We start from the raw sequence: 21468 nt of genomic DNA on the forward strand, positions 1-21468 counted from the left end.
TTATTCTCCAAGTACCTTCTCAATCTCAACCTCTAAATCTACCGGCTTCGTCTGCGGCGCAAAACGCCCTACTACTTTCCCGTCTTTTCCAATTAGAAACTTCGTAAAATTCCATTTCACTGCTTTCATACCGAGTAAACCTGGTGCTTGTTCTGTCATGTAGGTATATAAAGGATGAGCCTTATCACCTTTCACATCAACCTTTGCAAACATCGGGAAGTTTACACCGTAGTTTAACTCACAAAAACTAGTAATATCTGCTTCTGTACCTGGCTCTTGTCCTCCAAATTGGTTACAAGGGAAACCGAGTATTTCTAGTCCTTGGTCCTTATATTTATCATACACCTCTTGTAATCCTTTATATTGAGGTGTGAAACCACATTTACTAGCTACATTTACAATAAGAAGTGCTTTTCCTTCATAATCTCTTAACGACTTTTCTTCACCTGTAATTGTTTTAGCTGAAAAATCATAAACTGTCATTGTCTTTGCCCCTCTCTTCACTATCATTCTATGTTTATACTATACTACATTCGTGAATATACAGCTCTTATTACGTACTTACACGCTGAAATGATAGCGCTTTATTTTTGTTCGAAAATTCGACAAAAAATACTAGACTTTTATTTTGGAAAGTTTTACAATTGAAATGTGAACAAAATGTGACAGTTTATATTCCATTATAAAAGAAAAGGATGGTGTCCATTATGAAAACTGCACAACATGAAACGATTTCAAATCGCGAGTTTTATTTCGTACTATATATGATGTTATTGTATGTTACTGGCTGGGTAATCGATGTAAATGGTTTATTCTTAAGCTCCTACTTTAATTTAGCAGGAGAGATTATGCTTCCATTAGTAGGCGGGATTGTTGGACTGTTCATTATGTCTATTAATAAACAACAAACGAAATAATAATATTACAAAAAGGCAGAAGACGAGCTTTCGTTTTCTGCCTTTTTTCTATTTTAGCGTATAATAGAAACATGCAGTATATAAGGAGTGGTAAATATGAAAAAAGTAGAGCAATTATCTTCTCACCTATATCTTATTGATGATTTCGATTTACAGCATAATGAACGAACAGGTACGTACGTTTTATTAGGTGACGATATTACTTTAATTGAAACTTGTGCAGCCCCTTCTCTTCCGTATATTTTAGACGGCTTACAACAATTACATATTGATTTAAACGATGTTAAAAACATTATCGTTACACATGTGCATTTAGATCACGCTGGCGCAGCTGGTTTAATGATGGAAAAATGCCCAAATGCTACGTTATATGTGCATTCTCGTGGTGCTCGTCATATGATTGATCCAACAAAACTTATTTTAGGTGCAAAAGCTGTTTACAAAGAAGATTTCGATAAACTCTTTGATCCAATTCTTCCAATTGGAGAAGAACGTGTTCATATTGTACAACATGGTGATACGTTAAAAATTGCAAAAGACCGCACCCTTACATTTTACGATACACCAGGACATGCGAAGCACCATATTAGCATTCACGATTCATTAACAAACGGGATTTTTACTGGCGATACAATTGGAATTTATTATAGAGAACTCGCAGACGTTGATGTAGAGTTATATCTACCATCAACGTCCCCTTCACAATTCCAACCAGATGCGATGATTGCTTCTAAAAATCACATTCAAAGCATGAATGTAGATACTATTTATTTCGGTCATTACGGCGCATCCTCTCATGTTACAGAAGTATACAATCAATTGGAACATTGGTTACCTATTTTCATTCAGACTGGTAAGGAAGTCTTTGAACAGTATAATGATTTCGATGAAGCAACTAAAGCTTTACAAACTGTGTTAATGGATAAAATCTCTTCTCATCTTACAACGTTAAACGTTCCAGCTGATCATTCCGTTTATAATATTTTACATTTAGATATAGAAATTAGCGCAATGGGCATTATTGATTATTTCACGAAGCAAGAAAAAGCAAACTCCACTATTAACTAACAGTAAAAGAAGAGATATACAACAGTAGTTATTGTATATCTCTTCTTTTTTTGAATATATTTTGAGTAAAGGATGGTGGAATATAATGCAAAAAGTAATGCTATACCTCTGCTTCACATTATTTATCGTCTTATTATTATTTGTAGGAGTAAAAATTCAATTTTATTTAGATACAGACACGCAAGTGAACTTTAACGTTTATCCAAGATTATTCTACTTTACACTCTTCCCTCTTATAGTTGGCATTTTATTACGATTCCTTCAATCTATTAATCGCGAAACGAGTAAACAAAACTGGAGCTTTCAACCGGATAAATTTATTGCTATTACAGTGCCTATACTATTCATTTCCTTTTCCCCAGCACTACTCTTTTCACCACTTGCAGAATACCTACCTTATTTAGTTAATATTATTCTAATAAATACAACTTTTGTTACGATTATTAGTTTAATAGCTGGTTATTCCCTTTTAGATTGTTTTATACAAAAGGATCATGCAGCGATGAAAAAATATAATTGAATGCTTTATTTTCTTTCAATAAAAAAAGCTCGAAGCTAAAGCTTTGAGCTTTTTTACTTATCTCACCTTTTCATTTACATACTCCATAAACTGCTCCGCTTTAATAAACCTTTCTTTGTACGCTTCAGGTACTTCTTCTACTGTTATCCCCCCACTCGATTTCGTTTTTACTAATACGGTTTGATATGACATTAATGCTTCCATATATTGTTCATACTCTTCAGGAGTTAATACTTCTTTACTAGATTTATGGCCATTTAATTTATCAAAATACGGCTGAAGCTCCATCTCTATTCTTTTCATTTCTTCTTTTTTAGCTGATGATAATTGATCGTAATCAATATTACCGTTTGAATCTCCGTACGCAAGCTTTGCATCTGTTAATTTTTTTAATTCTTTTGTAAACTCTTCATATTCCTTCGCACCCATTTCATCTTTCGCTTCTAATAATTTTGCACTAAAACGCATGTACGCCTCTAATGTCATCGCTCCAGCATGTTTTTTTAAATTCTCAAAAGAACCGTATATACCATCCGCCATAATAGATTGATATGCAAAACCGGTCGTAGGGATTAAAAGTGCTGCTGCAAGCACTCCGGCGATTAGGCGTCTCTTCACCTTACTTCCCCCGCGATTCATTTTGATTTGAACAATTATTTTTTCTTTTAACTCCGGCGGGGCAACAATTCCCTTCGCTTCTTCTCGTATAGATTCTCTAACTCTACAATCTAAACTCATTTCACATTCCCTACCTCTCCTAAAAAAATTTCTTCTACTTGCTCTTTTTGACGTAGTTTCTTTAATGCCGCATGAATTCTAGATTTCACTGTACCAATTGGAATATGTAATATTTGTGCTACTTCTTCTTGTGAATAATCATGTAAGTATCTTAAGATAATAACTTGTTTCAATTTATACGGTAATTTATGAATGAGTTCGATTAGTTTTTGGTTTGATATTTTACTTACAACATCGTTAGAAAAATCAATTTGCACTGGCTTTCTTTGCTCTTCTGCTTTTTTTATAATTCGTAGTCGCATCCACCTCTTTCTTCTATAAGAATGAATTTGTTTAATCGCAAGCCCAATTAGCCAAGGACGAAATGGCTTCTCCCTATCATATTTACGAAGCGATTCATATAGCTGTATGTATACTTCTTGAACGACATCATCTACATCCGTTTTATCTTCAATTAAAAAATGTGCTGTTTTATATACTTCTTGAATCGTTACATCATACAATTCGCTATACGCTTCTTTATTGCCTGATAAAGTTAATTGAATTAAATGTGCGTAATCTATTTCACCCTTCATATTCCAGCCCTCCTTTGTCTTACACTATATATTGGCAGGTAATTCATATTTCGTTCGATTTTTTAAAAGTTTTTTTATATAAGTTAATATTATGATTCATTGAGTTCATAAGCTTCACTTATAATCAAACATAACTATTATATAATTTTCCAATTTCTAATGAACATTTAAAATGATTTATATAGTCAAATTTAGGAGGATATATGATGAAAGCTATCGTTGTAACGTCGTTCGGTGGTCCTGAAGTGATGAAATATACAGATGTGGATGTGCCGACTATTTCAGAAGACCAAGTTTTAATTCGCGTTGTTGCTACTAGTGTAAATTTCGCCGATATTAAATCCCGTTATGGTAAAAAAGGAAATAAAGCACTACCTTTTATACCAGGGATAGATGTCGCTGGTGTTGTAGAACGAGTCGGTTCTCATGTGAAAAATATTTATCCTGGACAGCGAGTCATCGCTTTTCCTCAAAATGGATCTTACGCAGAATACGTTGTCGCAAACGAAAATCTTACTTTTTCTTTACCTCATGAAGTCGATTTTCAAACTGCAGCTGCTTGTCCAATTGTATCTTTTACAAGCTATAATTTACTCGCTAATGTTGCAAGGCTTCAACAAGGTGAATCTGTACTCATTCATGCGGCTGCTGGCGGAATTGGCACTACTGCTATTCAACTTGCTAAACTATTAGAGGCTGGAACAGTTATAGGCATTGTCGGAAGTGAAGCAAAAAAAGAAATTGCTTTAGATGCTGGAGCTGATTATGTTATTTGTCATCAAGCTGAAGATTTTGTAGAGAAAGTCAATGAACTGACAAATGGTGAAGGGGTTGATGTAATTTTAGACTCTATTTCTGGAACGGTTTCTGAAAGAAGTTTAAACTGCCTTGCTTATTACGGTCGCCTCGTTCATTTCGGTAATGCTAGCGGTGAAATTGGTAACTTTCAAACGAAAGATTTACATGCAAGTTGCCGCTCTATACTCGGTTTTAGCTTTGGAACCACACGAAAAAAGCGTCCTGAACTGCTCCAAGAAACTGCAAATGAAGTTTTCCGTTATTTGCGTGACGGACGTTTACAAATTAAGGCTACGAAATCTTTTCCACTTCAAAATGCAGGGAAAGCACATGAATGGGTCGAAAGTAGAAAAAGTACAGGGAAAGTAATACTAACTGTTTAGTCCTCTTCCTGAAATGAATACTGGAAACAGAGGTGGCATTCATGGGATCACGAATTATGCATGTTATTATCGCTAGTGGTATTGCTGAGAAACTATCAATTCACGATAAGACTTCTTTCTTACTTGGAGCTGTAGCTCCTGATGCTGTTCATTCAAAAAAAGAAAAAGGAACCTCACATTTTTATGCCGGTACAACGAAGAACTATACGAGAAGAATAGATTATGACTCATTTTTTCATAAATATGAATCACATATAGATTCCCCATTTATTTTAGGCTATTATACCCACCTCATTGCCGATGATAATTGGCTAAGTGGATTTTTTCTACCTTGGCTAAAAAATAGAATAGAGAATGACGAAACTATCGCACCCCTGTACTATAACGATTTTAAATTGTTAAATGCAAAGTTGCTTCATCATTACGATCAAGAACAACAGCTTTTCTCTCTTCTCAATCAAGAGGCTCACATTGTGGATATTGAAGAGGTTTCTAAAGAAAACGTTTTAGAATTTCGAAAGTATCTTTTTGAAGATATGTTATATCCAAAGCAACATTTGCATGAAGACTTACAAGTATTTACGTTTGACCAAATCGTTGGCTATATTGAGACAGCTATTGAAAAAGGAGTATTTTTTATTAAACAACTCTCTAATGAAAAATCCACTTCAAAAATTTAATCCCCCTCAAATATATTTGAGGGGGATTTTCACATAGCAATATTATTATTGGTTCTTCTCCATAACCGCAAAATAATTCCCTTCACTATCAGCAAAGTTAAACACTTTACCAGAAGGCATAGTTACCATTTCTCCAACAGTAACATTTTTATTTGTTAAATCTGTATATAATTGATCAAGATTTTCTGAGAAGAACATTAGGGACGGTGTACCAAGATTCAATTCTGGGCTCATTTTAGAAATAACTTCTTTATTATGTAATATAATGCTCGTTTCTGCACCGTTAGTCGGAGCGATTTCAATCCATCTCATTCCTTGCTTATTATCTTCCTCTGCAACTACATGAAACCCTACCTTTTCCGTCCAAAAATTTACTGCCTCATCTTGATTATTTACATATAACATAATTTGTCCTACTTTATGGATCATTACATTTCCCCCTAATGGTTTTTATATTCTATGTAGCTTTCTACAAATACTATCGTTATTCCTTTTGAGTTGGTATGTACTTCTTTGCAAAATTTATCGACTGACTCATCCCATCCAGTTCATCAAAATAATCATTTCTTTCAATCATGTTATATCCGTCGAATCCAATTTTATCTAATACTTTGAAGAATATATCGAAATCTACTTCACCATTCCCTGCTGCGACTTCTATATACTTAGTTGAACGATCACTTTTCACTTCTTTACAATCTTTAATATGAGTTTGTACTATATAATCTTTTAATAGTAATAAACCTTCTCCCGGATTTTCATTTACATCACTTATTAAATTTGCTGGGTCAAAGTTAACAGCTAGTCCTTTCGAGTTTGCAGTTTCTAAAAATCGTTTTAATACTATTGCTTTTTCAGATCCCGTCTCAATGGCGAAGAATCCTCCAAATCTGAACGCTAAGTCCCCTATTTCATTACAAACACGTAGCATTTTATCATAGTACTCACTATTTTCATCCTCAGGGATTTTCCCAATATGGGCTGTTACTATGTTAGCTCCTAACCTTAACCCTTTATCAGTAATATATTTAAAACTCTCTATTACACATTCAGCTTCAGTTCCTATTATTCCATTTTCTCCGAAGCTAATTGCTAATGACGGGACTTGAATCTCATTAAAAGATAAGTTTTCTTTTAATGTATTCCATTGTATCTTTGAGATGTTAGCTAAGTTGAAAGTCGGATTCATAGCATATAATTGAATATATTCTAAATCCCATTCCCTTGCTTTTTGTATTCCTTCGTTTACTTCAATATATTTCGTATTCAAAAACATTCCTAATTTCCTATCCATATATGTACCTTCTTTTTATTATTTCGCATCATTTTAATATTCGACTTTTTTATATTATTTCCTCGTATAAACCAAATAAATAAACTACCCTTTTTTCGATACTCCCAGTAGAAGCATATATATGATAGGCACATTAAAAACACTAATACAATTCCCATTATCACTTGTTTACAAACAAAAAAGACGTAACTACAAATAGTTACGCCTTCTCCATCATTTATCTAGGCTTTTTCTTCCCAGTAAATGCTGGTTTCTTTTTCTTTGGTGCTTTCGGTTTCGTTTCTACGAATGATCCCTTGAACATTTCTTGCTTCGTAAATACAATGCCTAGTTTTTTCGCAAATTGCAGTAATTTACGCTCTTCTTGTGGTGTTACAAGAGACACGACAGTTCCTTCTTTACCCATACGTCCAGTACGTCCTGAGCGGTGAATATATTGGTCTACTGTGTCTGGTAATTCTAAGTGAATTACATGTGTTAAATCGTCAATGTCGATACCACGTGCTGCAATATCAGTAGCAAGTAGAATTTCTACTTTCCCTCCGCGGAAAGCACGCATTGTCGCTTCACGCTCTTGTTTACTTGCTTCTGCATGAAGAGCTGCTGCTTTCATTTTACGGAATTTCAATTTCTCAGTAATTTCATCTAAACGGAATGGGTCGTTTAAGAACGCAACTGCTTTTACATCGCCCATATGCATAATTCTTCTTACGTAATCATTTTTTTCGCGTCGCTCACAAATGATATACGTATGCTCAACTAAGCTTTTTGATTCTGCACGTGTTACACGTACTAATTGTGGTTCCACTGCTAAATCACGTGCCGCATCTTCTGCCGCTTTTGTCATTGTCGCCGAGAAGAATACTAATTGACGATCGCGCATCGTTGATTTAATTACATCTTGCACTGCGCCCATCATTTTTTGCTTTACAATTTGATCAAACTCATCAAATACAATTGTTTTTACTTCATGCATTTTTAGCTTTTTCATACGAATTAATTCTAAAATACGGCCTGGTGAACCGACAATTACTCTTGGGTGTTTCTTTAATTTTTCAACTTGGCGCTTAATATCTGCACCACCAATTAAAGATGCACCTGAAATTTCAGTTCCTGCTGTAAACTTTTGAACCTCTTCATGAATTTGCATTACAAGTTCACGTGTTGGCGCTAAAACAACAACTTGTGGCTGTTTTACTTCAGGATTAATTTTATGTAAAAGGGGTAATAAGTACGCTAATGTTTTTCCTGTTCCAGTTGGAGATTCAGCTATAACGTCTTGTCCTTCTAAAATAGTTGGAATCGCTTGTTTTTGAATTTCAGTTAACTCTTTAAAACCAGCCTTCTCCCAAGCTTGTTGTAAAAATGGTTGCATATCTTTTATCATTTGTTTTTCTCCTTTATCTCTATTTTTGAAGAAAATGCTGTATTGTTCGCACCGTTTCTATCATGTGTGAAATAACAGCTATTAAATCATCAACATGGTCTTCTGTAATCGCTTTTTGAAATAGAACCTCTACCTTATTATGATATGAAATCGCTTGCTTATTATATTCGTATGAAACTTTCTGCATAATCATTCTTTCTTTTCCCCATATAGAACGCATTAATGTTTCAATTTCTTCACATTTTACTTCTGGTTGTTCTAACGGGAATGAAAATGCTAGCTTCATCTCACAACCTGGTGTAAACTGAGGCACTTCTAGTATTTCACCAGACAAGTTCTTTGCATCCACAGATAATGAAAATGTTGCTTCTACTAATGGTTCAAACGGTTCTGTTAATTGAAATGAGATATGATATATACGACTTAATGAAGCAAGATCCATCATATCTTTTCGATCTGTTACAAGAATATCTCCATGTAGATCAAAATCATACACAGCACCTTCTACGATTACTTTTAAATTGTCAAAAGCAGTTGGATCAAACATAATTTCCTCCAAAAAACAGGCGCCTTTCGATGGAAAGGCGCCACTTGATGTATATATAGTTTACAGATAAACGAGATGAATTACAACCTTTTAGAATAAACCTACTGCTTTTCCATCTTCATTTACATCCATTTGAAGTGCTGCTGGCTGTTTTGGAAGACCTGGCATTGTTAACATTGTACCTGTTAACGCAACGATAAAGCCTGCACCGATAGATGGTTTTAACTCACGAATTGTAACGATAAAGTCAGATGGACGACCTAATTTTGTTGCATCGTCAGAAAGAGAGTATTGTGTTTTCGCCATACAAACTGGTAGGTTACTCCAACCTTCTCCTTCATATTGAGCTAATTGCTTACGTGCTTTCGGAGCAAATTCAATATCTTTTGCGCCATATACCTTTTGAGCAATTGTACGAATTTTTTCTTCTAATGGTAATTCTAATTCATAAAGTGGTGCGTAGTTGTTTTCACCTTTTTCGATTTCTTTTAGTACTTTTTCAGCAAGGTCAACTCCGCCTTGGCCACCTTTCTCCCAAACTTCTGTTAAGGATACTGCATAGCCACGCTCATTACACCACTCTTGTAAGTATGTAACTTCTGCATCTGTATCTGTAATGAATTTATTAATTGCAATTACGAAAGGCACACCGAAGCTTTGAATTGTTTCAACATGCTTCTGTAAGTTTTCCATACCTTTTGCTAATGCATCTACATTTTCTTCTTTTAATTGATCTTTTGCAACGCCACCATGCATTTTAAGCGCACGAATCGTCGCAACAATAACAACTGCTTCTGGTTTAATGCCAGCTGCACGAGCTTTAATATCTAAAAACTTCTCAGCGCCTAAATCAGCACCGAATCCAGCTTCTGTAATAACATAATCACCTAATTTTGCTGCCATTGTTGTAGCGATAACACTGTTACAACCGTGAGCGATATTCGCAAATGGTCCGCCATGAATGATAGCTGGTGTATTTTCTAACGTTTGTACTAAGTTCGGCTTTAATGCGTCTTTTAATAATAGTGTTAACGCACCTTCTACACCTAAATCTTTAACCGTTACAGGTTGATTTGCAAAGTTATAAGCAACTACGATGCGAGATAGACGTGCTTTTAAGTCTTGAATATCTGTTGCAAGGCAGAACACGGCCATAATTTCAGATGCTACTGTAATGTCAAAACCGTCTTCACGTGGTACACCTTGTACAGGTCCACCAAGACCAATTACTACGTTACGAAGGGCACGATCATTTAAGTCAACACAGCGTTTCCAAACAATTTTACGTGTATCAATTCCAAGTGGGTTTCCTTGTTGGATATGATTATCAATAAACGCTGCTAATGCGTTATTGGCAGTTGTGATCGCATGGATATCTCCAGTAAAGTGAAGGTTAATGTCTTCCATTGGTACGACTTGTGAAAAACCGCCACCTGCTGCTCCACCTTTTAATCCCATCGTCGGTCCAAGAGATGGTTCACGAAGTGCAATTACTGTTTTCTTACCAATTTTGTTAAAAGCTTGACCTAAACCAACTGTTACTGTTGATTTACCTTCTCCAGCTGGAGTTGGGTTAATTGCTGTTACTAAAACAACTTTACCGTCTTTCTCATCTTGTAAGCGCTTAAAAATATCAAGAGATAACTTACCTTTATAATGCCCGTATGGCTCTAATTCATCTTCTAAAATATTTAAATCAGCTGCAATTTCTTGAATCTTCTTCATACTCGCTTCTTGTGCGATTTCAATATCGGATTTCACTGTTGTAGTAGTTGTCATATACCCTAGTCCCCCTTTAATTGGTTCTGATGATATTGTATCAGTTTTTTGTATTTTCTGCACTTATTTACCTCCTAAAAATTCTTTCATTTCTTTATACGTTTTTTAACATAAATACCCATAAGAATGTTAACGATTGTTGCAACTCTGTAGGTAGTTGACCTAACATCTTCTCATTTACTCCGCGCTTATATACGCCGATGCCATCTACAACTTTAAAACCTTGTTCTTTCGCTAACTGTTCAAATTCCCAAGGCATCATTGTATTACAAACAACGTCTTTTCCGTACAAGCGAGGATAACTATTCTCTCGTGGCTTTGCTGTCGGTCCTAAAATTGCAATACATGCATATCCATCTTTCTTTAACACACGCTTTATTTCATTTAACGCTCGTAATGGCTCTTCCGTCCATTCTAAAGAATTAATTGCCATAATTGATTCAAATTGCTCATTTTCAAATGGTAATGCAGAAAGATCTCCTTTTATAAAAGATAAATTTGGTCCTTCCCCGCGCTCCTTACCTTTTTGAATCATCACTTCCGATAAATCTACTCCCACTGCTTTATAGCCTGCGCGACTTAATTTATATGTACCGTACCCATCACCACAACCAACATCGAGCACTAGTGCTTCTTTCTTCACGTATTGTTCAAAAAACGGAATAATTGTGCTCCTACTCCCGCTGTCCCACATCTCTTGACTATTTTGATTCCAAAACTCTGCACTACTATCCCATTTCTTTTCTGCTGATTCATGCCAATTAAATTTCGTCATACATTCCCCTACCTTCACGCTTTATCACTCATTTCATTCTACATCATTTTCCAAAATCCCTGTTTTATCCCGCTTGTAGTAAGACACCTACCTCAAAATTCAATGGATGCGGACCAGTTAATGGGAGAGAACTGCTAATAAAAATCCAATTGTTGCTGGCTGATAATCAGTCCTAGTGAAAAAAATCCCACACTCTATCTTCAATAGGAGATGGATATGTTAACGATGGAATACGTATTCTCCATTTTTTGCTTTACTTGGGTTTAACTCATACTCATGCTCTTCTCATTTTGAAAGATACTATAGATACACCCAATTGAAAGAGAGGGATGTACATGCGAAGAAAGAGAAATCATCATTTTAAAAGTGGTGAAAAAAACGAAGAGTATGCTGCTGAAATATCACCAGCTGGCATTCCAATTAGACATAAGCGTAAAGAAATTGCAAATGAAATAGAAGGTACAAATACCGGCGCAATGGTAGGCTATGTCGCTTTATTTCTTTCGTTATTCTCCATTGCTTTTTATCCAGTTACGCTCGGCTCCCTAGCAATTTTAGTTGGCCTATTAGCTGTCAATTTCGGAGCAAGAACACTTGGATATACAGCAATTGGTTTTGGTAGTTTTTCTGTTTTATTTACTTTACTTTATCCCCTTGCTTTGTCAGCGTTTTAAAAAAACACACCAAGTTATACTTGGTGTGTTCATTCGTGATACAACATAATATAACCGCATCCACAGCAATGTTTCGCTGTAATTTCTTGAAACACTGGATAATTTTCTTCATCCCTATGCTCAATAAAAACCTTTTCAAAACGGTACATGTTTGGCGCATATGCCCAATCTTGTTTCGTACGTGCATATAACGTTGAGGAAAAAAACTCCTCACCACCGCAAACGATACATGTATTCTTCATCGCTATCCCTCCTATGCTTGTCTTACTTCATCTATATGAACATAAGCATAAAAAAAAGACCTTCTATTACTAGAAAGTCTTCTCTGAAACAAAAAGAAATGTACCAAACATTCCTACTCCGCTATATTCTTTTGAAACACCAGCTTCTGTTTTAAATGTTTGCTTTACAGTCATAAAGAATACACCATTTCGTGCATCTGTACTTTCAAATTGTAGTTTTTCTTTTTTACCATCTACATTTTGCGTGCATTCAAAACTACTCTCGTTACAATTCAACGCATACTTATCCTGTACATACACTTTAAAATCTGATTCTTTCGGACAAGTTATAAGTAATATTGCCACGAGAATAATACTTATAATACCCACAATTGTATAATATTTCTTCATTTGTACTCCTTTCAAATGACAAGAAAACTTGACTTCATACGCCAAGTTTTCTTAGTCAACAACCCATTGCCACTCTTGTTCTTTCTTATCAAAAATGAGCCAACCTGTTTCTGTTGCTTCCTCTTTCAATTCATCGATATTATCTAACACCTCATCCGTACTTTCATACGAACCAACTACATATACCGGAATTTCAAGACCTCTTCTTGACTCAATCTTCCCTGCTAGATCTATGTAAAGACCATCTTCCATTAGTGGAATAAGTCCCATAATCAATTCTTTTGAAATCGCTGGGAAAATTTTTGATTTTTGGAAGAAAGAAAAACGTTTCTTACCGAAAGCACCGAGTTTATACGGAATGACTTTACTTAACATTCCTACAAAATCAGCAATTCTACGATAATACACTTTGTTGTACCATCCGTCATCATGTGAAAAATAAACAAATCTATTTTTCAACAGCGGAAAGAATGTTCTTGCAAGTGGTTCTTTTTTGTGAGCCAAATATAATAATTCTGCAATTTCTTTCGGCTCTAATTCATCTAAATCGCTTGCATCATCAAAATCTACCCAACAAAATTCATCAAATTCATCAATCTCTGCTTGAATTAACTTATGTATATTTTCTTCCTCAACATATTCAAATAAAGTATGATAATGAAAATCCGTCCATTCGAAGTTGTGCTTCAAAAGCAACACTTGATGAAGCGGTGAAGGGATGTTACTCGCAAACTCTTTAAACGTAATTCCTGATGTAATAAAACAATGACCTCGACGATTACCATTAATATATATCATATTCTTTACTTGGTCAGATCCTCCAGACAAAGCACCTAGCCACCTTCGTTTTATATGTTTCAATTCTATAGCATATTTTAACATGAAAAATTTTAGAAACATAGAAAAAACTTCAAAAACTATTTACAATTTCATGTGTTTTATTACATAGTGATTACAAGAAAAAACGCCTGCTCATAAGCAGGCGTTTTTAAAGGATTTCATCAGGGTTTTGAGGATGATGATTTCCCTCTTTCTTTTCTTCTTTTTGGAACATCGATTGAATTTTATCAATTGTTTGTGGAGCTAATTCAATCATTTTTTCTGCTAAATGTGTCGCATTTTGTAGATGAAGAATATTTACTCCATCTTTATTCACCACAAGAAATGCTACTGGTGTAATAGAAACACCACCCGCGCTACCGCCACCAAATGCAGCGTTACCGTTCGCTCTTTGTCCATCATTCGTTTGGAAATCAGAACCTCCTGCTCCAAAACCGAACGCTACTTTAGAAACCGTTAACACCACACCACCGTCAGCCGTTTGAACAGGCTCTCCAACAATCGTATTTACATCAACCATTTCTTTTAAATTTTCCATTGCTGCTTTCATTAACCCTTGAATTGGATGATCCACCGTTCATAACCTCCTTTGTCATATCTTTCCTAGTTTTTCCGAAAGTTTGTGAACTAAACATAAAATTTTATATTGATTTCAAAAAACTTAAGTTGTAATATTCAGAAAAATAAAAAAGAGGTCGATTCATTATGATGCGAAAATTAACAAAGAAAGATCATGAACAAGTATTCGCTTACCTAAAAGAAGAAGCAGCCCTTAACTTGTTTATTATTGGAGATATTGAAGCTTTCGGTTATGACACAGATTTTCAAGAACTATGGGGAGTATTTAAAGAGAATGGAACATTAAAATCAATTTTACTCCGATTCCACGATTCATTTATACCTTATAGTAAAGAAGAATTTATTACCACTGATTATGAGGCACTTCTTTCCGCATATAAGCCACTTAAACTCTCTGGTAAGTCAACTATCGTAGAACAATTTGAAACTGCTTCAAATATACAACTAGGTACTAAAAATGAAATGTATTTTTGCGAATGTCTAAATGACAACAACTTACCTAGCACACCAATTCATGAAACAATTAAACTTGCCTCACTCGATGATATAGAACGAATTATGAAATTACGAAGTGACATCGCTGAATTTCCGACTACTAATGAATCAGAGAAAATATTAAGGCAGGCTATCGAAACAAATACAGGACGCACATACTATATTGAAAAAGATGGCGTGATCATCGCATCCGCCTCTACTTCCGCTGAAAATTCATTATCCGCTATGGTAGTTGGTGTATGTACACACCCGAATTATCGCGGAAATGGCTACGCTTCACTCATATTACAAAAAATGATCCAAGACTTTACGAAAGAAGGCCGAACACTTTGTTTATTTTATAACAATCCAGCTGCTGGACGAATTTATAAACGACTAGGATTTAAAGACATTGGGATGTGGACGATGTATCGATAATAAAAGGTACTCTATAAACGAAAATAGTTGTAACTTAGCAATAAAAGCTGATTACACAAAAAACCCACACCGTTATTATGAAGAAACTACTTGTAAAGCCATGCCCCTAACTAAAACATGTCATGTATTCAAGCTAATTTTAGACAGATAAACGCCCCAATTGTTGCATCTACTCCAGCAATTGGGGCGTTTACCCTCAAATTCTTTCCACTATATTTATGAAACATTTATCACACCTATGTCGCTATTATCTTTACGTGCAAATGCCCTTCTAAATATTACTGCGTCTTATTATACTGTGCTTTAAAATCAATATATTCCTGTTTCGCATCTTTGTTATTATCCTGTTTCCTATTAAAATAAGTTATAATTTGGAACATATTTTCTACTAATTTTCCATCCCCATTCTTTTTCTTATAATCTATATCAATACTTAATTGTAATATCTGTTTTGGATTTTTTGCAGAGTCAAAACTAAGTGAAATTGTTGATCCATCATATTCATCATAGTTAATTTTTAACTTATCATTAATAATACTTTGGAATTCGGATTCAGTTAGTCGATATCCTACTGAATTAGGCTGATCAAACTTTTTTATATCATCCCCGGGCTTCATCTTTAGTTTCCCTATCCCTTTTAAACGATCTACAATTAAGTTTACGTATGAAACATCTAGATTTGAATCCGAACTTTTCACCTGTCCATTTTCATACTTAACATGAGTACTATAAATAGTTTCTTTTTTATAATTCTCATTTGTCCTTTTTCCCTTGTCTTTTTCTATATCAGTCGCAACTGTTTGTATCGCCTCTCCATATAAACTTTTATCTTTTGTATTATATACACCTTCCGTAGTTTGACGAATTGTCTTACTGTGCTCTCCATCTTCTTTTTGCTCAAACGTACTATAAATACCTCTTTGTTCCACAAAAGCATACCCATCATCACTCGCAGACATAACCGTCTTCATATCACCTTCATCCAATGCCTTAACAAATGGCTCATACTCTATCTTTTCTTCAAAAAAACTACATGCTTGTAGTAGGCTGATTGTTATTATGATACTAATCATTTTAAAAACCCTTTTTTTGTTCATTTCATCATCACACTACTCTCTCTACATTTCCAACTAGATACTCTTTTATTCACATTACATAATTAAAATTTCTTTTAGCAATACAAATATTCTTCTTTAAATCATTACTTTTTTTACCATCAAAACTTACAATACACCCTTTCTTTATGCCTTATGTTTCAATTTACCTTTTTTATTTTTCTTTTGATATCTTGGAGTTTCTCTTTTATGTTGCTCCCACGTTTTATTAAATGACGGAAATTTAAACCTGCAATATGCTAATAGCTGAAATTCAGCTGCTCCGATTGCTATCGTATACATTAAAAAGGTCCCTACTACATACATAAATAAATCATCAAACCCATAATCGTTATGAAAATATATCAAAATAAGAATAGTTACTGCGTATAGTGTAGCCCACTTCATCATCTTTCCTTTTGTTTTACTAAAAAAAGAAGCAGACCTCTCATCCATACTAAACACACCTTCACTTGCCAATTTAAATGTATCTATTGTTGTTACAATATGAAAAATTACTGCTCCTAAATATAGCAAACATACATAATTCAACGTAATACGATCCATTGAATTATTAGCTATTTCAGAAACAACTAAAACTGTAAGTAATATAGTAGCCATTTGAAGTGCGTATAATAATACGACAAGTGTTTGTAGCTTTTGAAATTTAAATTGAGCTTTTGGAAATAAATATAAAATGAAAAAAATTACTTGCAGAGCATATGCCAACACCTCTAGCTTAACAACCCCTATGTTAAGGAGAACCATACAGTACTCCCAACCACCTGATACAATAATAGAAAAAACGGCTATTGAACTATAAAGTATTCCTCCAAACATAAATCCTGTAGCCCCCTCAGGACTTAAACGATCATTACATGTCATCCTAAACTTATCTAAATCTTCTTCTTTTATATTCCACATCCTGGCTCTTCACCTTCTATATGTTTCAATTATTTTTCGCGCACTAAAATTCTATTAATATATTATTATTTATTTTTCGTTTTGAATTTCTTATTTCGCTTTCGAATTCTCCCACGCATTCTCTCATTCTCTTCCCATGACATATGAAATGACTTGAATTTGAATCTACAGTACGCCAATAGTTGGAATTCTGCCGCTCCGATTGCAACCGCATACATCAATACAGTTCCTACTCCATACATAACAAAAAAATCAATTGAATAATCATTTTGAAAATACATTAAAATAAGTAGTATGAATATATATATTATAGCCCCCTTTATCATAGCTCCTTTTGTCTTACTAAAAAACGAGGTGGATCTTTCATCACTACTAAATGCACCTTCACTTGCTTGTTTAAATGTATCTAGCGTTGCTACAATATGGATAATAACTGCTCCTACAACTAGTAGCCCGGTATACATCCTACCAATTGAATTGTCAGCCATTTCAGAAACAATCGAAACTACAAATAATATCGTTCCAAGTTGAAACGCATATAGTAATACGATTAGCGTTTGTAACTTTTGAAATTTAAAACATGCTTTCGGAAATAGATATATAATTAAAAATATAATTTGAATACTAAATAACACAATTTCAGTTTTAACAATTGTTCTATCAAAAAAATTGTTGTAGTAATTCAAATCACCTACAAAAATAATAAACATAAATATTGAAATATAAAATATTGTTCCAAGCATAAAACCCGTAGCACCTTCAGGACTTAAACGCCCTTGACATGTCATTCGAAACTTATCTAAATCTTCTTCTTTTATATTCCACACCCTGACATTCCACCTTCTATACAGTTTAAATAATTCTCATGCACTAAAATTCTATTACATTCTTAATATTTTTAAGTACATAGATCTTTGTACAACTAAATTTAGATAATTTTTTAGGTATACCATTACCACATTAATTACGCTAATCATATAATCAGATTGCTTTTTGATAGTTCAAATAGTATCCTTTCTCCTCAAAAGTTCCAACTACTCTTCTCTCTTTCACTTAAGTATAACCGTCTTCTTGTCACCTTCATCCATTGCTTTTATTAGGCTCTCATACTTTATTTTGATTTCCTAAAACTACACGCGCTCAGCAAAACATAACTGTTATCACAGTAACTATTTTTCACTATCCCTTTACTCATATCCTCACAACATTTATCATTCTCAAAATTCAATCAAAATATATTATTTTTAATTTATATACTCTTTTTCATAATTTACATATTCTTTTTTGGCACTTTGATTATTATCTTCTCTGGTATGATAATATGTTAAAATTTCTTGATTGCGTTTTATAAGCTTATCTTCTTTTCTTTCTTCATAATTTACCGATATTGTTATTTGTATTATTCTCATTTGATTTTCTTTTGTATCATTAGGCGTATTAAACTCAATCATCAATATTGCAGAATCAAATTTATCATATTTTAAATTTAACTTGTCATTTATTATGCTTTTAAACTGTAATTCAGTTAAATCATAGCTTATTATGCTCGGTTCACTAGATCTTTTTGTATCTTCACTTGGTTTCAATTTACTAAGTTCATTTAATCCTCTAAACATTAATTTTACATATGAAACATTCATAGCTTGATCCTGGGCTAATGAACGGGATTTTTCATTTTTTAAATTTGTACTATAGACCGTTTCTTTTTTGTAATTTTGATTACTACCAACGTTTTTATCATTTTTTATATCAGTAACAACCTTTTGAGTTGTTTTCCCATATAAGTCGTCTTCTTTCACATTATATACTCCATGGGTTGTTTGATATATTATCCTGCTATGTTCACCATCTTCTTTTTCTTCATAAGTACTTTCGCTAGTCTCTTCTTTCACATATGCATATCCATCATCACTCGCAGACATAACCGTTTTCATATCCCCTTCATCCAATGCCTTTACCAATCTCTCATACTCTATTTTTGTTTCCCCGAAACTGCACGCACTTAGTAAAAACGTTACTGTCATTACAATAACTATTTTTTTAACTAACCTTTTACTCATGCCATAATTACACCTTTCCCCTTATTTTATACATTACTTATTATTCAAATATTGTTTTTCATACTCCTCATATCGGGTTTTAGAAGCTTTATCGTTATCTTCTTTAGTATTTAAATAGATTGCTATTTTTTGATCATGCCTTATTAATCGGCCTTCTTTATTCTTTTTTCATATCCCATTGTGATGCTTATTGTAGTGAATTCCATTGGATTTTCTTTTGAATCTTTCGCCGAACTAAACTCCATTAATAATATTGCTTCATCAAATTTTTCGTAGTCCACCTTTAACTTATTATTAATTATTTCTTGAAATTCCGATTCAGTTAAGTAATATGTTACCTTGGGTGGTTCATTAAATCTTTTTTTATCTTTTTTTATCTTTTTTATCTTTTTTTGGCCTTAAACTATCTATTCCCTTCAATCTATCAAATATGAAATAAACATTCGAAACATCCAAATTTTGATCTGGACTTTTTGATTGATTATCTTCATAGTTAATACTAGTTCTATATACAATCTCTTCTTTTTTTTGCTCACTATTTAATGAACTAGCAATTTCTTGCAAAGTTGTTCCATAGAACTTTTTTTCTTTAATATTGTATACTCCTCCTGTTGTTTGATATACAACGCTAATGCGATTATCATTTTCCGCCCAAAACGTGCTATCCCTAATCTCTTCTTTCACATAAGCATACCCATCATCACTCGCAGACATAACCGTCTTCATATCCCCTTCATCCAATGCCTTTACTAATCTCTCATACTCTATCTTCGTCTCCCCAAAACCACATCCACTTAATAAACTTGATACTATTGACAGAACTATCATCATCTTAGGTTTCTTCTTTAACTTCATACTGACACCCCGTTGATTTCTCTAGGCATTTTTAAGTTCATTATGTTCCTTTTTGGAAAGTAATATATTTCACCCTTATTTACTTTTCGTTTTGGATTTTGTATTTTGTATTTTGCTTTCGAATTCTCCCACGCATTCTCTCATTTTCTTCCCAAGTCATATTAAATGATTTAAATTTGAATCTACAGTACACCAATAGCTGGAATTCTGCTGCACCAACGGCTACTGTGTACAGTAAAACAGTACCTATTACATATCCAATCAAAGTATCAATCGCATAATCATTATGAAAATAAATCAAAATAAGTAGGATTAATACGTATATTAAAGCCCCTTTCATCATAGCTCCTTTTGTTTTACTAAAAAAGAAGCAGATCTTTCATTCATACTAAAAGCACCTTCACTTGCCTGTTTAAACGTATCAATCGTTGTCACAATATGAACAATTACTGCTCCTATAAATAAAAAACCTACATATACCAATGTAATTCCATCGATTGTATAATCCGATATTCCAGGAAGAATTAAAGTCGTGAATAATATTGTACCTAATTGAAATGCATATAATAATACGACAATCGTTTGTAACTTTTGAAATTTGAATCTAGCTTTTGGAAATGAATATAGAATTAAAAAAATTATTTGCAAGCTATATAGCACAAGTTCAATTTGAACAATTGTTTTTTCAAATAAAGTAGTATAGTAGTCCCAACCAAACGTTACTAAAGTACCTATAAGAAAAAACATCATAACTGAAACGTACACTATTGTCCCTATCATAAAACCTAAAGCACCCTCAGGGCTTAATCGACGTTTACATGTCACCCTAAATTGATCTAAATCTTCTTCTTTTATTTTCCACATTCAAGTGCCCCACCTTTAACAACATTCATTTAAATCATGTAGATTAAAAATAAAAACCTTCTCATTTTAACGAAAAAAGAAGGTTTTCCTGCTGTTATATATTCATGCTATATACAAAATTTCCCCTCTTCAAATAACGTATTATAATTGTTGATTCTTGGATTTTTATTTCCGCTATTAATTTAGGCATTTTTACTTTTCTTAAAAAATACCAAATATGCAAATAATGACGAGATTAAGAGGAATACCCCCGCCCCTATACCCTCATATATTTTAAAATAAACAGCAGCAATTATCACAAATATTGACATTATTATTATTAGAATCATTGTATATTTCATTATAAATTCTAACACTTTATAGATAGATACTATTGTCCTTTCAAAAAAACTTTTCTCTGTTTCCAAAACATTTCGATCCTTATTCAAAATAACACCTTCCCCTTTTTACAAATTGACTTTCGAATAAATTTTCCCTTTCGACATAAGAACAGAGCGAACTGCAGAACGTAACTACTACCCATTCAGATTGATCCAACTGAAAAATCTCATGTCGAATTATTCAATCAATTAC

General features: G+C 33.6%; 25 protein-coding genes and 3 pseudogenes. 7 read left to right on the forward strand and 21 right to left on the reverse strand.

The window, feature by feature from the left end:
* On the reverse strand, positions 1–483 hold the full coding sequence (gene bsaA / locus MR143_RS24950) for a glutathione peroxidase (protein ID WP_000219442.1): 483 nt from the start codon (positions 481–483) through the stop codon (positions 1–3).
* A 224-nt stretch (positions 484–707) separates the two neighbouring features.
* Between bsaA and MR143_RS24955 the strand changes: the two genes are divergently transcribed.
* The 3 genes from MR143_RS24955 to MR143_RS24965 all read left to right on the forward strand — a co-directional run bounded on the left by MR143_RS24955 (position 708) and on the right by MR143_RS24965 (position 2505).
* The gene (locus tag MR143_RS24955; RefSeq protein ID WP_000844984.1) at positions 708–917 is read left to right on the forward strand and encodes a DUF3925 domain-containing protein; all 210 of its coding nucleotides are present in this window, start codon (positions 708–710) and stop codon (positions 915–917) included.
* Between the two features lie 96 nt (positions 918–1013).
* Complete coding sequence (locus MR143_RS24960) at positions 1014–1985, forward strand: MBL fold metallo-hydrolase (protein WP_000754972.1); 972 nt, start codon at positions 1014–1016, stop codon at positions 1983–1985.
* Between the two features lie 85 nt (positions 1986–2070).
* Positions 2071–2505 (forward strand): hypothetical protein, encoded by a 435-nt coding sequence (locus tag MR143_RS24965; RefSeq protein WP_001174541.1) that lies wholly within the window; start codon positions 2071–2073, stop codon positions 2503–2505.
* Positions 2506–2562: 57 nt separating this feature from the next.
* On the opposite strand, the gene MR143_RS24970 is transcribed toward MR143_RS24965, so the two are convergent.
* Complete coding sequence (locus MR143_RS24970) at positions 2563–3243, reverse strand: DUF3600 domain-containing protein (RefSeq protein WP_000050698.1); 681 nt, start codon at positions 3241–3243, stop codon at positions 2563–2565.
* A complete protein-coding gene (locus MR143_RS24975; RefSeq protein ID WP_000675553.1) occupies positions 3240–3818 on the reverse strand; it encodes a sigma-70 family RNA polymerase sigma factor in 579 nt (192 codons plus the stop codon). Before MR143_RS24975 ends, MR143_RS24970 begins: the two co-directional genes overlap by 4 nt.
* 206 nt (positions 3819–4024) lie before the next feature.
* On the opposite strand from MR143_RS24975, the gene MR143_RS24980 reads away from it, so the two are divergent.
* Both MR143_RS24980 and MR143_RS24985 read left to right on the forward strand, forming a co-directional pair.
* Positions 4025–4999: a quinone oxidoreductase family protein gene (locus tag MR143_RS24980; RefSeq protein ID WP_199717894.1), complete on the forward strand. Its 975-nt coding sequence runs from the start codon at positions 4025–4027 to the stop codon at positions 4997–4999.
* 41 nt (positions 5000–5040) lie between these two features.
* On the forward strand, positions 5041–5679 hold the full coding sequence (locus MR143_RS24985; RefSeq protein WP_000535631.1) for a zinc dependent phospholipase C family protein: 639 nt from the start codon (positions 5041–5043) through the stop codon (positions 5677–5679).
* Between the two features lie 45 nt (positions 5680–5724).
* Here the strand turns inward: MR143_RS24985 and MR143_RS24990 are convergent, their stop codons facing one another.
* The 6 genes from MR143_RS24990 to MR143_RS25015 form a co-directional block, all read right to left on the reverse strand.
* Positions 5725–6108: a VOC family protein gene (locus MR143_RS24990; protein WP_000581478.1), complete on the reverse strand. Its 384-nt coding sequence runs from the start codon at positions 6106–6108 to the stop codon at positions 5725–5727.
* 55 nt (positions 6109–6163) lie between these two features.
* On the reverse strand, positions 6164–6973 hold the full coding sequence (locus MR143_RS24995) for a sugar phosphate isomerase/epimerase family protein (RefSeq protein WP_000375222.1): 810 nt from the start codon (positions 6971–6973) through the stop codon (positions 6164–6166).
* A 217-nt stretch (positions 6974–7190) separates the two neighbouring features.
* Positions 7191–8360, reverse strand: a complete 1170-nt coding sequence (locus MR143_RS25000; protein ID WP_000588614.1) for a DEAD/DEAH box helicase — start codon at positions 8358–8360, stop codon at positions 7191–7193.
* A gap of 19 nt (positions 8361–8379) precedes the next feature.
* Complete coding sequence (locus MR143_RS25005) at positions 8380–8907, reverse strand: hypothetical protein (RefSeq protein ID WP_000460219.1); 528 nt, start codon at positions 8905–8907, stop codon at positions 8380–8382.
* A gap of 90 nt (positions 8908–8997) precedes the next feature.
* The gene (locus MR143_RS25010; RefSeq protein ID WP_033672993.1) at positions 8998–10686 is read right to left on the reverse strand and encodes a formate--tetrahydrofolate ligase; all 1689 of its coding nucleotides are present in this window, start codon (positions 10684–10686) and stop codon (positions 8998–9000) included.
* A gap of 94 nt (positions 10687–10780) precedes the next feature.
* Positions 10781–11461: a class I SAM-dependent methyltransferase gene (locus MR143_RS25015; protein ID WP_000160041.1), complete on the reverse strand. Its 681-nt coding sequence runs from the start codon at positions 11459–11461 to the stop codon at positions 10781–10783.
* A gap of 335 nt (positions 11462–11796) precedes the next feature.
* On the opposite strand from MR143_RS25015, the gene MR143_RS25020 reads away from it, so the two are divergent.
* A complete protein-coding gene (locus tag MR143_RS25020; protein WP_001253201.1) occupies positions 11797–12135 on the forward strand; it encodes a hypothetical protein in 339 nt (112 codons plus the stop codon).
* A gap of 29 nt (positions 12136–12164) precedes the next feature.
* On the opposite strand, the gene MR143_RS25025 is transcribed toward MR143_RS25020, so the two are convergent.
* From MR143_RS25025 to ytfJ, 4 genes are all read right to left on the reverse strand, one after another.
* A complete protein-coding gene (locus MR143_RS25025; protein WP_242281065.1) occupies positions 12165–12377 on the reverse strand; it encodes a hypothetical protein in 213 nt (70 codons plus the stop codon).
* 69 nt (positions 12378–12446) lie between these two features.
* Positions 12447–12767, reverse strand: a complete 321-nt coding sequence (locus tag MR143_RS25030) for a hypothetical protein (RefSeq protein ID WP_000761174.1) — start codon at positions 12765–12767, stop codon at positions 12447–12449.
* A gap of 51 nt (positions 12768–12818) precedes the next feature.
* Positions 12819–13595: an oxalate:formate antiporter gene (locus tag MR143_RS25035; protein WP_000014087.1), complete on the reverse strand. Its 777-nt coding sequence runs from the start codon at positions 13593–13595 to the stop codon at positions 12819–12821.
* 160 nt (positions 13596–13755) lie between these two features.
* The gene (gene ytfJ / locus MR143_RS25040) at positions 13756–14181 is read right to left on the reverse strand and encodes a GerW family sporulation protein (RefSeq protein WP_000349986.1); all 426 of its coding nucleotides are present in this window, start codon (positions 14179–14181) and stop codon (positions 13756–13758) included.
* A 131-nt stretch (positions 14182–14312) separates the two neighbouring features.
* On the opposite strand from ytfJ, the gene MR143_RS25045 reads away from it, so the two are divergent.
* Entirely contained in the window at positions 14313–15098 is a 786-nt protein-coding gene (locus MR143_RS25045) for a GNAT family N-acetyltransferase (RefSeq protein WP_060852180.1), read from the forward strand.
* 278 nt (positions 15099–15376) lie between these two features.
* Here MR143_RS25045 and MR143_RS25050 read toward each other — a convergent pair whose 3' ends face one another.
* The 8 genes and pseudogenes from MR143_RS25050 to MR143_RS25080 form a co-directional block, all read right to left on the reverse strand.
* Positions 15377–16171, reverse strand: coding sequence for a DUF3952 domain-containing protein (locus MR143_RS25050; RefSeq protein ID WP_000623464.1), 795 nt, complete (start codon positions 16169–16171; stop codon positions 15377–15379).
* Positions 16172–16339: 168 nt separating this feature from the next.
* The gene (locus tag MR143_RS25055; protein ID WP_000267131.1) at positions 16340–17116 is read right to left on the reverse strand and encodes a hypothetical protein; all 777 of its coding nucleotides are present in this window, start codon (positions 17114–17116) and stop codon (positions 16340–16342) included.
* Positions 17117–17181: 65 nt separating this feature from the next.
* Positions 17182–17943 carry a hypothetical protein gene (locus tag MR143_RS25060; RefSeq protein WP_000267138.1) on the reverse strand — a complete coding sequence of 254 codons (762 nt, stop codon included), beginning with the start codon at positions 17941–17943 and terminating at the stop codon, positions 17182–17184.
* Between the two features lie 231 nt (positions 17944–18174).
* A pseudogene (locus MR143_RS33540) lies at positions 18175–18311 on the reverse strand (DUF3952 domain-containing protein); the annotation flags it as partial.
* Between the two features lie 49 nt (positions 18312–18360).
* Positions 18361–19176: a DUF3952 domain-containing protein gene (locus tag MR143_RS25065; protein ID WP_000044428.1), complete on the reverse strand. Its 816-nt coding sequence runs from the start codon at positions 19174–19176 to the stop codon at positions 18361–18363.
* Between the two features lie 33 nt (positions 19177–19209).
* Positions 19210–20031: pseudogene (locus MR143_RS25070) on the reverse strand (DUF3952 domain-containing protein).
* 79 nt (positions 20032–20110) lie between these two features.
* Positions 20111–20895: pseudogene (locus tag MR143_RS25075) on the reverse strand (hypothetical protein).
* A 182-nt stretch (positions 20896–21077) separates the two neighbouring features.
* Complete coding sequence (locus MR143_RS25080; protein ID WP_001030784.1) at positions 21078–21323, reverse strand: hypothetical protein; 246 nt, start codon at positions 21321–21323, stop codon at positions 21078–21080.
* Positions 21324–21468: the final 145 nt, after the last annotated feature.

The sequence above is a fragment of the Bacillus cereus group sp. BfR-BA-01347 genome (assembly GCF_022663835.1).
GTDB lineage: Bacteria > Bacillota > Bacilli > Bacillales > Bacillaceae_G > Bacillus_A > Bacillus_A thuringiensis_K.